The following is a 14464-nucleotide window of genomic DNA, read 5'->3' as shown; positions in this document are numbered from 1 at the left end:
CCCTGCACCCACCTATTATCGACCAAACCCGATCAAACCGGTGCGACGGCACGCCGGATTATTCAGCGGTCTCCTAGATCTCACCGATCGCAGCGGCCTGGATCGATTTCTGCAGGGCGGGGCCGATCGGTTCGCTCAGCTCGGTGAGTTCCTGGATGCGCTGTTTGTTGGCGCGTTTGGCCTTGCGGTCGAGGACGAGCCTGAGGTCGCCGGCGGCGATGATGGCCACGAGTGCGGCGTCGGCGGGGTCGATGGTGCCGATGGGTTGGTGCAGGGCGGTGTTGACCCGGTCGAGGAGTTCCTTGCGGGCGCGGGGGTCGCGGATGGTCACCTTGGTGGTGGGGAACAGCCCGAGAATTCTGTGGGGTTGGAGGTGGACCCAGCCGCCATCGTTGAGCTGCTGGCGTACCGCTCGGACGGCGGCGTGCTGCCGGTGGCCGATCCAGGACTGCCATGTGTGTGGCTTGGAGCCGGCGATCTCTTCGAGGAGCGCGTCAAGGACGGGATCGCGGCAGGGGTGCCGGACGTCGATGGCGGCGCGGCCGCGTTCGTCGGTGAGGTGGCCGCCCCGGTAGAGGTCGGCGAGGGCCGCGGCGCGGAGCATGGCGCCCAGGTAGGTGCCCAGGCCGACCCTGCCTTTGTCGGGGTTGTAGGCCAGCAGGAAGATGCGCTGGGGGAGGCTGTGGGGTACGGCCATGTCATGCTTCTTTCGGGTCGCGTGTTGCGGGGGATACTGCGATGCCCATGGTCAGCGCTGCTTTGACGATGCGGATGGCCTCGTTGGCGTCGATGCCGACGCTGGCGATGACGGCGGCGTACTCGGCGGCGGCGCGACTGGCCCGTTCGCGTCCCTTCTCCCCGGCCGCGGAGACGAACGAGCCGGCTGATCCGCGGGTCTCGATCAGCCCTGCCTCCTCCAGTTCCCGGTAGGCCCGGCCGACGGTGTTGACGGCCAAGCCGAGGTCTGCGGCCAGACGACGGATCGTCGGCAGTCGGGTGCCCACGGCGAGCGTGTGGTCCTGGATCTGCCGGGCGAGCTGAGCACGCAACTGCTCGAACGGCGGGACGGGCGAGGCCGCGTCGATGACGATCATTCGGTTCACGGGGCGCTCATGACGTGCCGCGCCACCATGGCGCTCCGCGCGGTCCGCGCCTCGATCAGGGCCTGCGCGATGACGCCCAGGACGATGAAGACGAGCCAGGCAGCGTTCCACCATCCGAACGCGGTACTGAACACCGACACCACCGGCAGCGACCACACCGACCACACCGCGGTCGGCGCGGCGCCGACTCGGGCGTCGTCGACCCGCATGATGACATCGACGGCTAGCGATTCCTCGTCGTCGGCCACGACCGGGTGCGTCAACACATGGCGCAGCTGGACGACAACGCCGACCGCGAGCCCGCACAGCCCGATGAGCAGGATGACCGCCGCGTACCTCGCGGTGGAGTTGTGCAGTGTCAGGGCGCCGATCGCCAGCGCCGTTGCGCCCCCGAACGTGCTGGCCGCGAACGCGGCGCGCGGCCAGCCGAGCACCGTACGCCAGCCGAGCCGGACCGGGTAGGCCGCCCGTCGCGGCAATGTCGCACCGGCGCGCCGGTCGACCCGCCGCACCCACCAGTCCAGCAGCGACTGGGCCACCACCAATCCGATCACCAGCGCGGTCAACACCAGCAGCGACCAGCGCCGGTACCCGGACCCGTCAACCATGCCGCCCGTGTAGGTGAGGGCGACCGCGATGATGAACGCGGCCAGCAGGACGGAAGCGGCCAGCCGGGCACGTCGCCGGACCGCCAGCCGCGTCGCCAGCAACGGTGTCGGCCGGACGTGGGCCAGGCCGTGCCCGGCCAACCACGCGCCGGCCCGCTCAAGCTCCGCCGGACGCACCGGCGGGTCGACATCCGGCAGGGTTCCATTCGGCATGACGCCTCCGATGTCTCAAATCTTGTCTCAACATGGTGCGTCAAGCTTTGCGACAAGTCAATCCGGACACGGAGCGGTGGCACCGGTCCTGCGCCGGGCTCCAGGCGTCAGCGACCACCTGGTACCGCGCGGGATGTCGAGCGATCCCAGCGCGACGCCGTGATGCCGGCCTGCCCCTGACGACCGGTCTTTGCCCGCGGCCGGCGCGACCAGCGTGTTACGCTCGCTGCGCACCGGCCGCCCAGGTGCTTTGCACCACTGCGCGGGGACGACGCTTCGTCGGTGCTCTGCGTAGCCTCGCCACTGTCGAGTGCCGCATTCCGCTGGTGCTGTGCCGCATGGACAGCCGATCCGTCGCCGGTGACGACTACCTCGTCCTGCAGGCCGTCGCCGCCGGCACCCACTGGCGCGACGCCGCGACAGCCGCGTCGACGGCCCCAACCGGAGACATCCGCCATGACCATCGATGCCGACGACGCGCAATTGCGCCGCCACCTTCGCGATGCCGAGGTGCCCGCCCTGCTGATGACGGTGGCGCACCTGACCGGCGACACCTCGATCCTCCGTGACGACGCGCGCTCGGACGGCTGGCTGTTCCTGCCGCAGGGCGGGCTGAGCACGGGGCTGCGAGAGCAGGCCCGCGCGCTCGCGGCCGGCGTGCTGGCCCGGCTGCGCGACGGGGCGCCGGTGCTGCCGCCGGATGCGCGGACGTTGCACCGGATCACCAGCTGGGCGATGGGCATGGACACCGCGGACCTGGTACCGATGCTGGCGGAGGAGATCGTGCCGCCCGGCGTCGACCCGAAGGCGCCCGGCTGGAGCCGCGACGACCTGCCCGGCGCGCGCGAGGTCGAGGTGGCCGTCGTCGGCGCCGGCATGAGCGGCCTGCTCGCCGCCTACCGGCTGAAGCAGGCCGGGGTGCCGGTCGTGGTGTACGAGAAGAGCAGCGACGTCGGCGGCACCTGGTTCGAGAACACCTACCCCGGGTGCCGGGTCGACGTGCCCAGCCACCTGTACAGCTACTCCTTCGCGCAGCGCGCCGACTGGCCGTACCACTTCAGCGCCCAGGACGACCTGCGGCAGTACTTCGCGGACTTCGCCAAGCAGCACGGCCTGTACGACCACATCCGTTTCGACACCGAGGTCCGCGCCGCCGCCTGGGACGAGTCTCTGGGCCGCTGGCGGCTGACGCTCGGCACGCCGGACGCTGAGCGCACGGTCACCAGCACCGTGCTGGTGGCCGCCGTCGGGCAGCTCAACCGGCCGCACCTGCCCGACCTCCCCGGGCGCGACGAGTTCGCCGGACCGGCGTTCCACTCTGCCCGCTGGGACCACTCCGTGGATCTCGCCGGAATGCGGGTCGCGGTCGTCGGCACCGGCGCGAGCGCCATCCAGTTCATCCCGGAGATCGCGAAGACAGCCGGCGAGCTGCGCGTCTTTCAGCGCACGCCGCCCTGGCTGCGGCCCACCCTGCACTACCACCAGCCGGTCGCGGACGGCCTGCGCTGGCTGTTCGAGCACCTGCCGTACTACACCGCCTGGCACCGCTTCTGGCTCCTGGCGCCCGGGCTGCACCGCGTGCTGGAAGGCTGGGTCGTCGACCGGGACTACCCGCCCACGGAGCGGGCGATCTCGGCGGTCAACGACGCCCTCCGCGCGACGCTGACCGGCTACAAGCTGGGCCAGCTCGCCGGGCGGCCCGACCTGGAGCCACTGGTGATCCCCGCCTATCCGGTCGGCGCCAAGCGGGTCCTTCGCGACAACGGCGCGTGGATCGCCACCCTGCGACGCGACAACGTCCGGCTGGTCGGCGAGCGGATCGAGCGGATCACACCCGGCGCTGTCCGGACCGCGGACGGCGCCGAGCATCCCGCCGACGTGATCATCTACGGCACCGGCTTCGCCGCATCCGAGTTCCTCGCCCCCATGACCGTCACCGGCCGCGGCGGCATCGACCTGCACCGGTCCTGGAACGGCGACGCCCGCGCCTACCTCGGCCTCACCGTGCCCGGCTTTCCCAACCTGTTCTGCCTCTACGGGCCGAACACCAATCTCGCCGGGCACGGCGGCAGCATCATCTACATGTCCGAGTGCGGCGTCACGTACCTGCTCGACGCGGTCCGGCACCTGCTCGGCGCACCGCACCGGGCGGTCGAGGTGCGCCCCGAGGTCTGCGACGCCTTCAACGAGGAACTGGACGCGGCCAACGCCGAACGCGCCTGGGGCTTCTCGAAGGCCAACAACTGGTTCATCAACCGGGCGGGCCGGTCGGCGCAGAACTGGCCGTTCCCGGCCCAGGAGTACTGGCGGCGCACCCGCCGTTTCGATCCGGCGCAGTACCTGCACCTGCCGTGACCGCCCGGATGACCTGACCGGCGTCGCGCAGCGCTCGGACCCCCTCCGGCAGGAGCGGGTGGTACCACTGCCAGCCGTGGAACATGTGCGGCCAATGGTGCAGGACGGCTTCCCCACCGGCGGCGCGGATGCCTTCGACGAGCATCAGGGCGTCGTCGAGCAGCACTTCCTGGCCGCCGACCTGGACCAGCACCGGTGGCAGGCCGGCGAGGTCGCCGAAGATGGGCGAGATCTCCGGATGCCGCCGATCGGCGCCGCCGGCGTACCCCGCGGCCATCGCCAGGAGATCCTCGGTGGCCAGCACCGGGTCCGCCGACGCCAGCTCCCGGTGACTGCCGGCGGAGCAGGTCAGGTCCGCCCATGGCGAGAGCAGGACCAACAGGTCCGGCGCGGCGGCCCGGCCGTCGCGCAGCCGCATCGCCACCGACAGGGCCAGACCTGCTCCTGCCGAGTCCCCGGCGATGACGAGCGGGCTGACCGGTGCAACGGCACGGATCGTCTCCACTGCCGCGAGGGCATCGGCGACGGCCGCGGGAAACGGGTGCTCGGGAGCTCTGCGGTAGTCCAGGACCAGGCAGGCCGCCCCGGAAAGGTCCGCCAGCAGATCCGCCAGGTGCAGATGTGACCGGGCCGAACCGATGCTGTAGAAGCCGCCGTGCAGGTACAGCAGGACGGGCCGGCCCGCGGCGGGACGGCGGATCCAGATCCCGGACGCCGCCCCGACCGTTACCGTCTCCGCGCCGGCCGGCGGCGCCGCCAGCGCCTCGGCGGCCCGTTCGTAGGCGATCCGCCGTTGCGGGACCGTGCCTGGACCGCGCAGCGCCGCGCGCTGCAGCATCCGCCGCACCAGCGCCGCACTCGGCGACGGTCGATCGGACGCAACCACGTCGGCGTAGGGCTCCAACTTACTGCGCCGTATAGCCGCCGTCGGCGACAAAGTACGAGCCGGTGGTGTTGGACGCCCGGTCGGAGGCGAGGAAGGCGACGACCTCGGCGACCTCCTCGACCCGGCCCAGCCGGCACGTCGGGTGCAGGTACGCCACGCCGGCGGCGCTCTCCTCAGTCAGCATCGGCGCCTGGATGAAACCCGGTCCGACGCTGTTGACCCGGATTCCCTGCCTGGCGTAGTCGAGCGCGGCGCTCTTGGTCATGCCGACGACGCCGTGCTTCGCCGACACGTAGGCCACCGACCGCGCGGAGCCGACCGACCCCATGATCGATGCCATGTTGACAATGCTGCCGCAACCGTTGGTCAGCATGGCGGGGATCTCCGCCCGCATCGAGTAGAACACTCCGCTGAGATTGACCGCGATCACGGATGCCCAGCCGTCCAGGGGGTATTCGCCGGTGCGCGCCCGCGGCCCGGCGATGCCGGCATTGTTCACAGCGACGTCGAGCCGGCCGAAGGACTCCACCGCGGCGGCGACCATCGCCTCGCACGCCCGCGGGTCGGTCACATCGACCTGATGGGCCTGGGCCGGCTTGCCGATGGCATCGGCGACGCGTGTCGCCGCCTCCAGGTCGATATCGGCGACCAGGACGTTGGCGCCCCGCCTGGCCAGCAGCGTTGCGCAGGCCTCACCGATGCCCGAGCCGGCCCCCGTGACCAGCGCAACCCGGTCCGCGAAATCCTGACCGGTCCGCTCGGCGAAGTCCAGATCGGTCACGTTGCCGTCCACCGTTGTACCGCCTTCCCGATCAGGTGAGAGCCGCAGTTGCCCGCGCCCTCGGGCGCACCTTCACCGACCCGACGACCCGCTCCGCCCACCGCTCCCAGTCCTCGAAGCCCAGGAACCGGCCCAGCCGTGCGAGCTGCGCCAGCGGGTCGTCCACGAGGTCCTCGTACGCCATCGTCAGCAGTTCCCGCGGCCGCGCTTCGTCGATCGCCTGCTCGGCTTGGCTGGCGAGGAATGCGCACAGTGCCCGGTACCGCCGAACCTCCTGGCCGCGCTCGCGGAGCGTCTCGGCGGTCAGTCGGCCGGGCAGGTAGCGCTCCACTTCCGCCGGCACCCGCTGGCCGGGGGTGATCTCGAACGGGTCGACGCCGTACCGCCCGGCGGACTCCACGCGTAGCTGCATGAGCTGGAAGCAGGAGTGCCGGCTCATCGACTCGGCGGTGTCCGCCCAGTCCCGCGTCAGATAGACGATCTTCGCGTCCGGAAAGCTCTGCAGCAGGCGCGGGGCGATGTTGCTGGAGCCGCCGGACCGCTCGACCCAGCGCCGCCGGCCGGTGAGCGAGGTGAGCAGGTCCAGGAACATCCGGTGGTGCCGAACCAACTGCTGCGCCGGGAACCCGGGCACCAGCTCAGCGAGCGTGTCGTAGAGCCCGTCGGGATCGGCCGAGATCTTCGGCAGCGTGGTCGCGAGAATTTGCGGGAGCTCGGTGAGGTTGCCGGCCCAGCGCCCGTGCGCCGGGTAGCGCACCTCGGACGGAGCGAGCCCGATCCGGAACAGCGTGGCGAGCTGCGAGTTGGGGCTGCTCAACGCCGACCAGTACGCGGCGCCGGTGAGCACCTCCTCGCCGGCGGTCCACGGCGCCCACATGAAGAACTCCTGGACCGACAGGGTGTCGGGCTGCTCGGCGATCAGGTCGGACAGCAGCGTCGAACCGCACCGACCGGTGTTGATGATGATGGCGTGGTCGTGCATCTCTGGATGCATCGGGACTCCCTATTGATCGATAGAGGTCAGTTGGAGATCGGAGCGGATGCCGCAGTGTTCCCGCAGCCAGCGCATGACGATGTCGCGGATGGTGTTCGGCTGGTCGACGAGGACGGAATGCCTCTGGCCGGGCACGATGACGATCCGGGCCTGCGGCAGCAGCCGGCGTACGTCGGGGATCACCTCCACCAGGTTCGACTCGCCACCGAACACGCACAGGGCCGGGCAGCCGATCGCGGCGATGCGCTCCTCTGCCGGTAGCCGGCTGGCCGGTACGTCGCGCGCGAGGCTCGTCGCCGCGAGCACTTCATCAATGGTCTTGGCCCACCGGCCGGCACGCACCCTGCGTCCGGCGTTGCGCTCGGCGAGCTCGTACTCGCGCCGCACGTACGCTGTGGCGTTGCCGAGCCACCGGGGCACGAGCTTGAGCCACGTCGCGGTGGGCGGCATGGACTCGACGGTGACGATGGCGGCGACCCGCTCGGGGTGGCGTGCCGCGTAGCTGAACGCGATCGTGCCGCCGAACGAGTTGCCGAACAGGTGGACCGGGCCGGTGATGTCGAGCGCGTCCAGCAGCGCCGCGAGGTCGTCGACGAAGTTGTCCAGCGCGTAGCCCTCCGGCGGGCGCTCAGTGTGTCCGTGCCCGCGCAGGTCGTACATGATCACGTGGAAGCCGGCGGCCGCGAGCGGGTGAGCCAGGGTCAGGTACCAGCTGGCCAAGGTGTCCAAGGCCAACCCGTGAATCAGCACGGCGGTCGGGGCGGTGTGTTGCGCGCCGGACGCCGGTTCGGACGGGGCCAGCTGCTCCACGTGGATGGACAGGCCGCTGGCCGGCACCATACTCATGCTGGCGTACCCACCTCGCGGGCGCTCGCGTCCCCGTCGCTCATGCTGCCGAGGCCCGCGTGCGTGGTGGCGGTGCCGGACTCTGCCGCGTCGAGCGATGCGGCGATGTATTCGACGAGCTGACCGACCCTGAGCTGCCGCAGCGAGTCCAGGTCGAGGCTGGCGACGAAGTGGGCGAAGTTGACCGTGTCGCCGTACCGGACCTGCAGGCGCCCGGCGACGGAGACCATGTCGATGCTCTCCATCTCCAGGTCGTCCTGGAACCTGGTCGACATCGTGATCTCACCGTCGACTCCGGCGTGATCGCGCACCGCGTGCAGCATCGCGGCGACCTCGGCGAGGATCGTGGCTTGGTCAGCAGGCATGAGATGTCCCTTCTCGGTGTTGTGGTTCGCGCCGCTGTGGCGATCGGTTGGGGTGGACGGTCTCCGGTCCCCAGGTCCAGCCGACGACGTAGCGACGTGGCGGCAGGCCCTCGGGGTTGGCGACTTCTCGATGGGCGACCAGGTAAGTGCGACCGGCGACCTCCACGGTCAGCGCGGCCGGGGTGGCGGCCACCACCGTGAGCTTCCGGGGGGCACCGGCCAGGCCGCTGCCCTCCGCCTTGCCGGCGGCCTCCTTCGCGACCCAGAAGCGGGCGAACCACAGGCGCCGGTCTTCGCCGGTGGCCGCCTTCGCGTCGAGCAACCGCCGTTCGGAGTCGGACAACGCGAACGCGACCGTACTGTCCGGATAGTCGGTGATCTCGGCAACGTCGATGCCCACACCGGGAGCGTCGATCGGTGCGCCGGGTGTGCGCGGCTTGGCGATAGCGACGGCGACCTCGGCGATGTGGGCCAGTGAGACGTCACAGTCCCGGTAGCCGCGGCCGGAGCGCGCGTGCACCCGGGGCCGCCCGTTCGGGTCGTTGCTCACCGTCAACTCGATCGGGTAGACGTCGGTGTGGCCGTCGTCCCACAGCCGGAAGCGCACGGCGTCCTTGACCGCGATCCGGCCCAGCAGCCAGTGCCTACGCGCCTTGAGCGGCTGCCGCTCGTACTCGGCCGCGCCCTGGGCGCCGAGGATGCCGTGGGCGGCAAGGCCGCGGGTGACCAGGTCGGGCCAGCGGTCGAACGCCATGGTCCACCCCTCCGGCTGGCGCAGCGACAGCCCGTGGCGCCCCGGGAAACGCTCGGCGGGCCGGATCGCGGGGTGGCTGACGAAGGGCCGGTGGACGCATCCGTCGAGCTGCGCCCAGACCCGGCCGTCGACGGCGAGCTGCGTGTCGAAGACGAGTTGTGCGGCGTCGACCGAGCGCACCCGCACGACGCAGTCGACCGACGTACCCGGGGCCGGTGACGGTCCGAAGAACCGTGCGTGGCCGATCCCCACCGGCAGCGCGATGAACGGCTGCGTCGTGAACAGCCAGTTGCCCATGAGCTGAGACGCGTTGTCGAGCAGTGCGCCGGGCGGGGCCAGGGCCGTCAGGACGCCGCGGACGTGCATGTCGCCCAGGGCGTGGACCTCGGCCACGCCCTGGTACCGGGGTCCGTGGAACACGATCCGTTCGGAGTACATCTGCTCGGCCCTGATCCGCGGGGGCCGTTCCGTGGCCGGGTCGTGCCGCCACACCTCCGGACGCTCGCCCGGGTAGTCCGGCGCCACGTCGATCGTGGACCGGGAGTAGCCGCCGAAGGTCACCGCGAGCCGACCTGGCCCGGTGGGCTTGACGGTGATCTCGACGTCCTGTCCCGGCGCAGCGACGCACCAGCGGTTGAACCGGGCGTCGCGCACGCCGACCACCCGCATGCCTGGGGCCGCCTGCTGGGCTGCGTCCATCATGTGCTGTACGACAGTGGTGGCCGGCACGACGGGCCAACGGTCTTCCGGATGGGGCCAGTCGTCGGGCTGGGCGAAGAAGCAGTGGTCGCGCAGGTAGGGCATCGTGTCGAGGGCGACCCGCAGGACCGTGCGGCGGCCCTGAGGCGGCAGCATTGGCGCGCTGTGCCCGTTCCCGCCGCCGGGCATCGCGCCGCCTGCGGTGACCGGGCCGCCGGCGGTGACCGGGCCGTTCGTTGCGCCGTCCAGCAGCGAGGCGAGCTCCGCGGCGGCGCTGGAGTGCCCGGCGAGCTTGCGCAGCGCCTCCATGGCCGGCGATCTGGGCGCCGGCACGGCGGCACGCGCCGCCACGGCGGCACCGGGCGCAACGGCCTCACCCGACGCAACGGCCTCACCCGACGCAACGGCGGCACTCGACGCAACGGCGACACCGGGCGCACTGGCGGGCGCCTCTGCGCCTCGAGAGCCGACCGGCTCGGCGGCGGGCGCGGGCAAGCCGAGCAGATCCTCCGCTCCTTCGCCGAGGTGGAGCAGCGGGACGCCGAGCTCGAGACGCATGATCGGGCCGCGGCGGGCGGGTCGCTCGGTGGCGAGCACCCCGGCCCGCGCGCGGTCCGTGCCGGTCGTGTCAAGGACACGCAGGTCCGGTGCGGCGCCTTCGACCCACAGCGCCGTGGCGACCCGGCGCAGCTGGCTCAGGCCATCCCGGTGGCCGACGTTGACCGGCATGGCGAGGTGGTCGCGGCCACGTAGGTTGTCGTCGATGACCGAGGCCACCTGCCCGACGCCGACCTGCAGGAACACCCGGAACCCGGCCTCGTACATGGAGTCGACGGTTTCGCGGAACCAGACCGGCTCCAGCATGTGCCGGATGGAGATCTCCCGCACGCGGGCCGGATCGGCGGGGAACGGTGCTTTGAGGTTTGCCGACCAGACGGGTACCCGGGCGGGGTGGATCTGCCAGCGGCGCAGGGCGCCGCCGATCGATTCCAGCCCAGCGGCGAACAGCGGGGTGTGGAAGGTGGAGCGGAACGGCAGCTTCTGGCTGACGACGCCCTCACTGCGCAGCGCATCGACAAGCCGGTCGATCTCGCGCTCCGGTCCGTTGAGGATGCACTGCGCGGGCGCGTTGTCGTGCGAGAGGACCACTCCCGGATAGTGCGCCAGCCGGGGAACGATCTGCCGGGCCGCGCACCCGACGACGGCGAACGCGTGTCCAGGAACATCGACCGATGCCGGGTTGAACGCGGCGACAACCTCGTCGATGGAGGACACGCTGACCTGGCCGCTGGTCATTGCGGCGGTCCACTCCCCCACGCTGTACCCGGCGACCGCGTCCGGTGTGACCCCGATGCGGTACAGCGCGTCGTTGAGCACCTTGCCCAGCTCGATCAGGCCGGCGGCCTGCCGGCCCAGGTCGGCGGCGGACCACTGCCGGTCGGGCAGGCCGAAGTGTGCCGCAATGTCCGCGGTACGCGGGCTGAACTCCGCCTCCGGCCCGGGAAACACGAACGCGAGCCGGCCGCCGGCCTCGCCGTCCAGCAGCGGGTCCGGGCTGAACCAGATGTCGCGGGCGCCGCGCCAGGATTGCCCTCTCGCAACCGCGAGGCGGGCAGTGGCGAGGCGCTTGGCGTCGGGGTTGACGATGCCGATCCGGCAGCGCTCGTCGCCGGCCGGACCCGCCTGCCGGGCCCTGGCGGCGCCACGGGCGCGCACGGTGTCGTCGTCCGAGTCGAGCATTCGGGCCAGTGCGGCCGGGTCCGGTGCGGACAGCCACAGCACCTCGTCGGGTTCCCCGACGCTGACCCTCGCGGCGGGCAGCGGCACGGGCCCGGTCGTGCCCGTGCCACCGCGACGGGCCGCCACCGCGTCCGGCGTCTCCTCCAGGATGACGTGGGCGTTGATGCCGCCGAAGCCGAACGCGTTGACGCCCGCGCGGCGCGGTCCCGCACTCTCCCACGGCCGAGCGGAACCGATCGGGGCGAACCGCGTACGCGCCAGCTCCGGACGCGGGTTGTCGCAATGCAGCGTGGGCAGCAGCACGCCGTGGTACACGGCCAGGGCCGCCTTGATCAGCCCGGCGATGCCCGCCGCGGGCATGGCGTGCCCGATCATCGACTTGACGGAGCCGAGGACCGGCTTCGGGCCTCCGGCGTGGGGGCCGAACACCTCGGCGACCGTGTCGAGTTCGGCGGCGTCGCCGGTCGGCGTGGCGGTTCCGTGCGCTTCCAGCATGCCCAGCGCATCCGGCGCGGCCGGGTCGAGGCCGGCGGAAGCCCAGGCCCGCCGGATCGCGAGCGCCTGCCCGGCGGTGGCCGGGTTGACCATGCTTGCCGCGCGACCGTCACTGGACACCCCGCTGCCCCGGATCACCGCGTAGATCCGATCGCCGTCGCGCAGCGCGTCGGCCATCCGCTTGAGTACGACGATGCCGTTGCCCTCGCCCATCAGCAGCCCGTCCGCCGCGCTGTCGAACGGCCGGATCTCGCCCCGCCGGGACAGCGCGCCGAGCTGGCCGAAGACCGACCAGAGGGCGGGGTCGTGCACGTGGTGGACGCCGCCGGCGAGCACCGCGTCGAGCCGGCCCCGGTGGAGTTCGGAGATCGCGTGATCCACCGCGACCAGCGACGAGGCGCAGGCGGCGTCCAGCACGTACGCGGGCCCGCGCAGGTTGAGCCGGTTGGCGACCCTGGACGCCACCAGGTTCGGGACCACCCCGACCGGGCCTTCCGGCTGGTGCTTGCCGAGCCGCTCGTCGAGCCGCTGCCGTACCGCATCGAGCCGGCTCGCGGGCAGGTCGGGGATCAGCTCCCGGAGCACTTGGATCACCTGGCTGGGCATCCGGACCCGCTGGTTGTGCCGGACCTGGCCCGGGCTGAAGAAGCCGCCCCGGCCGATGATCACGCCGACCCGGTCGCCGTCGGGCAGCCGGTCCGGCCCGCCCGCATCGTCGATGGCGGCCGCGGCGACCTGCAGGGTGATGAGCTGATCCGGGTCGATGTCGGCGATCGAGGCCGGCATGATGCCGAACCGCAGGGGATCGAACGTGGCCAGTTCGTCCACGAACCCGCCCCGCCGGCAGTACAGCCGGTCGGGACGGTGGGCCTGGGCCGGGTCGTAGAACTGCGGATCCAGCCGGTTCGACGGCATCTCGCGGATCGCGTCGGTTCCCTCGACCAGGTTGCGCCAGTAGCTGTTCAGGTCGGCCGCGCCGGGCAGCAGTGTCGCCATGCCGACGATGGCCGTCTGGTCGCCGAGCAACGCGGTCACCAGCCCGACGCGGTGTAGACGACGGACGTGACCGCCGGATCACCCCAGGCCAGCTCGCTCAGCAGGCTCAGCGCGCCCTCCTCGGGGTCGATGAGCGCGATGCCACGCCGGCCGTACTCCCGGCTCAGCTCCGCGGTGACCATGCCGCTGTGGCCCTCGGCCGGCGCCCACGGTCCCCAGTGGACGGTCAGGCAGCGGTTGCCGGAACCGGCCGCCCAGCGGGCGCCGATCGCTTCCAGGGCATCGTTGGCGGCGGCGTAGTCGGCCTGACCGCGGTTGCCGTGCGTCGCCGCGACGCTGCCGAAGAGCACCACGAACTTCGGCACGCCGCTCAGGCTGTCCAGCGCGCCCAGGACGGCCCGGGCGCCCGCCACCTTGGTGTCAAAGACCCGCGCGAACGAATCCGGCTCCTTGTCGGCGATCAGCTTGTCCTCGATCACACCGGCGGCGTAGACCAGCCCGTCGATGCGGCCGTACTCGCCATGGATCGCCGTGATGAGCCGCCTGGTCGCCTGCGCGTCACGGACGTCGAGGCGGTGGTAGCGCACCTGCGCGCCGGCTTCACGCAGTTCCCGCAGCGTGGCCTCGACCTCCCGCCCGGCCAGGATCGCCTGAGCCCGGCCGGCGATCTCCGCCGGCGAGGCGATGCCCTGGCGCGCGAGCGCCGCCCGCAACGAAACCGCATCCGTGGCCGCCTCGAGCGCCGGATCCTCCGGTCCGTCCGGCATTGGGGTCCGGCCGATCAGCTCGATCCGGCACCCGGCGGCCGAAGCGAGCGCCCGGGCGAACCACGAGGTGATGCCCCGTGCGCCGCCCACCAGCAGCACCACGGCGTCGCGGTCCAGACCGATCGCCCGGGCCTCTGCGGCACCGTCTCCGGCCGGGCCGGCGCCGCCCGTCGCGAGCGGCCCGAGACTCGCCGGCACCAGCTCGTACGCGCTCCGCGCTCCGCCGCCACGGTGCACCACCGGCACCTCGTCCGTGGCGAGCAACTCGTCGACGATCTGCCGGGCGAGCCGGTCCGCGGGCTCCGCACCGTCCACGGCGACCAACCGCACGGCGGTCGACAGATACTCCCGGGCAGCAGTGCGGAACAGGCCACGCAGCCCGTCCGCGCCGGCGCCGGCGTTCGTGTCGGCGGCCGCCAGCACGTAGCGGGGCCGCTCAACCAGGACCTGCTTGATCAACCCGAACGCGCCTGGCAGCAGCGGCGCCGGTCCACCGGCCAACCCGTCGAGCAGGACGAGTCCGTCCACCCCGTCGACGGTGCCCGGCTCGGCCACCGTGCCGGTGCGTACGGTCGCCCCGTACGAGCGCAGCTGCTCGACCACGGATTCGGCTACCGGACCAAGCCCCGTGACCAGCAGCGTGGCCCCTGCGAGCGCCGCCGCCGGTTGGCCGGGCGGTGCCGCGACAGGAACCAGGGCGGGGAGCATGCGCGTCGGCGCGACGCCGGGCCGCGCGGCACCGCCGACCGGCGCCACGGTTCGATGCTGTGTGGGTACGGACACCGCCGCCACCGGCGTCGTCAGCACGCCGTTCACCCGGGCGGTGAGCCAGCCGACCATGGCGCGCACGGACCGGGCCTTG

General features: G+C 72.1%; 11 protein-coding genes. 1 reads left to right on the top strand and 10 read right to left on the bottom strand.

Going from position 1 to position 14464, the window contains the following annotated elements; translation table 11 throughout:
* Positions 1 to 73 precede the first annotated feature (73 nt).
* Genes IEZ31_RS54235 through IEZ31_RS54225 form a run of 3 tightly spaced genes read right to left on the bottom strand, consistent with a single transcriptional unit; the run spans position 74 to position 1924 of the window.
* Positions 74 to 697 carry a GOLPH3/VPS74 family protein gene (locus tag IEZ31_RS54235; protein WP_190258017.1) on the bottom strand — a complete coding sequence of 208 codons (624 nt, stop codon included), beginning with the start codon at positions 695 to 697 and terminating at the stop codon, positions 74 to 76.
* Between the two features lies 1 nt (position 698).
* Complete coding sequence (locus IEZ31_RS54230; protein ID WP_190258016.1) at positions 699 to 1094, bottom strand: GntR family transcriptional regulator; 396 nt, start codon at positions 1092 to 1094, stop codon at positions 699 to 701.
* Positions 1095 to 1099: 5 nt separating this feature from the next.
* On the bottom strand, positions 1100 to 1924 hold the full coding sequence (locus tag IEZ31_RS54225; RefSeq protein WP_190258015.1) for a hypothetical protein: 825 nt from the start codon (positions 1922 to 1924) through the stop codon (positions 1100 to 1102).
* Between the two features lie 456 nt (positions 1925 to 2380).
* On the opposite strand from IEZ31_RS54225, the gene IEZ31_RS54220 reads away from it, so the two are divergent.
* On the top strand, positions 2381 to 4279 hold the full coding sequence (locus IEZ31_RS54220) for a flavin-containing monooxygenase (protein ID WP_190258014.1): 1899 nt from the start codon (positions 2381 to 2383) through the stop codon (positions 4277 to 4279).
* Here the strand turns inward: IEZ31_RS54220 and IEZ31_RS54215 are convergent.
* From IEZ31_RS54215 to IEZ31_RS54185, 7 genes are all read right to left on the bottom strand, one after another.
* The gene (locus IEZ31_RS54215) at positions 4176 to 5117 is read right to left on the bottom strand and encodes an alpha/beta hydrolase fold domain-containing protein (RefSeq protein ID WP_190258013.1); all 942 of its coding nucleotides are present in this window, start codon (positions 5115 to 5117) and stop codon (positions 4176 to 4178) included. The genes IEZ31_RS54220 and IEZ31_RS54215 overlap by 104 nt on opposite strands.
* 67 nt (positions 5118 to 5184) lie before the next feature.
* Positions 5185 to 5958, bottom strand: a complete 774-nt coding sequence (locus IEZ31_RS54210) for an SDR family NAD(P)-dependent oxidoreductase (RefSeq protein ID WP_229837263.1) — start codon at positions 5956 to 5958, stop codon at positions 5185 to 5187.
* A 19-nt stretch (positions 5959 to 5977) separates the two neighbouring features.
* A complete protein-coding gene (locus tag IEZ31_RS54205; protein WP_190258012.1) occupies positions 5978 to 6940 on the bottom strand; it encodes a sulfotransferase domain-containing protein in 963 nt (320 codons plus the stop codon).
* Positions 6941 to 6949: 9 nt separating this feature from the next.
* Positions 6950 to 7786 carry an alpha/beta fold hydrolase gene (locus tag IEZ31_RS54200; protein WP_190258011.1) on the bottom strand — a complete coding sequence of 279 codons (837 nt, stop codon included), beginning with the start codon at positions 7784 to 7786 and terminating at the stop codon, positions 6950 to 6952.
* Positions 7783 to 8151, bottom strand: coding sequence for an acyl carrier protein (locus IEZ31_RS54195; RefSeq protein ID WP_229837261.1), 369 nt, complete (start codon positions 8149 to 8151; stop codon positions 7783 to 7785). The genes IEZ31_RS54200 and IEZ31_RS54195 overlap by 4 nt, the downstream gene beginning before the upstream one ends.
* Entirely contained in the window at positions 8141 to 12874 is a 4734-nt protein-coding gene (locus IEZ31_RS54190; protein WP_229837259.1) for a type I polyketide synthase, read from the bottom strand. Before IEZ31_RS54190 ends, IEZ31_RS54195 begins: the two co-directional genes overlap by 11 nt.
* Positions 12871 to 14464 (bottom strand): SDR family NAD(P)-dependent oxidoreductase (locus IEZ31_RS54185; protein ID WP_229837257.1); only part of this gene is annotated, 1594 nt, incomplete at its 5' end. The genes IEZ31_RS54190 and IEZ31_RS54185, both read right to left, overlap by 4 nt.

It is taken from the genome of Dactylosporangium sucinum, assembly GCF_014647515.1.
In the GTDB taxonomy this organism is placed as follows: Bacteria; Actinomycetota; Actinomycetes; order Mycobacteriales; family Micromonosporaceae; genus Dactylosporangium; species Dactylosporangium sucinum.
The sequence above is the reverse complement of the archived record's forward strand: the minus strand, read 5'-3'. Positions and strand labels throughout refer to the sequence as shown.

Bases quoted from the DNA above. Each gene is read 5' to 3' on its own strand.
- IEZ31_RS54235 (WP_190258017.1), bottom strand. From the start codon at position 697: ATGGCCGTACCCCACAGCCTCCCCCAGCGCATCTTCCTGCTGGCCTAC.
- IEZ31_RS54230 (WP_190258016.1), bottom strand. From the start codon at position 1,094: ATGATCGTCATCGACGCGGCCTCGCCCGTCCCGCCGTTCGAGCAGTTG.
- IEZ31_RS54225 (WP_190258015.1), bottom strand. From the start codon at position 1,924: ATGCCGAATGGAACCCTGCCGGATGTCGACCCGCCGGTGCGTCCGGCG.
- IEZ31_RS54220 (WP_190258014.1), top strand. From the start codon at position 2,381: ATGACCATCGATGCCGACGACGCGCAATTGCGCCGCCACCTTCGCGAT.
- IEZ31_RS54215 (WP_190258013.1), bottom strand. From the start codon at position 5,117: ATGCTGCAGCGCGCGGCGCTGCGCGGTCCAGGCACGGTCCCGCAACGG.
- IEZ31_RS54205 (WP_190258012.1), bottom strand. From the start codon at position 6,940: ATGCATCCAGAGATGCACGACCACGCCATCATCATCAACACCGGTCGG.
- IEZ31_RS54200 (WP_190258011.1), bottom strand. From the start codon at position 7,786: ATGAGTATGGTGCCGGCCAGCGGCCTGTCCATCCACGTGGAGCAGCTG.
- IEZ31_RS54195 (WP_229837261.1), bottom strand. From the start codon at position 8,151: ATGCCTGCTGACCAAGCCACGATCCTCGCCGAGGTCGCCGCGATGCTG.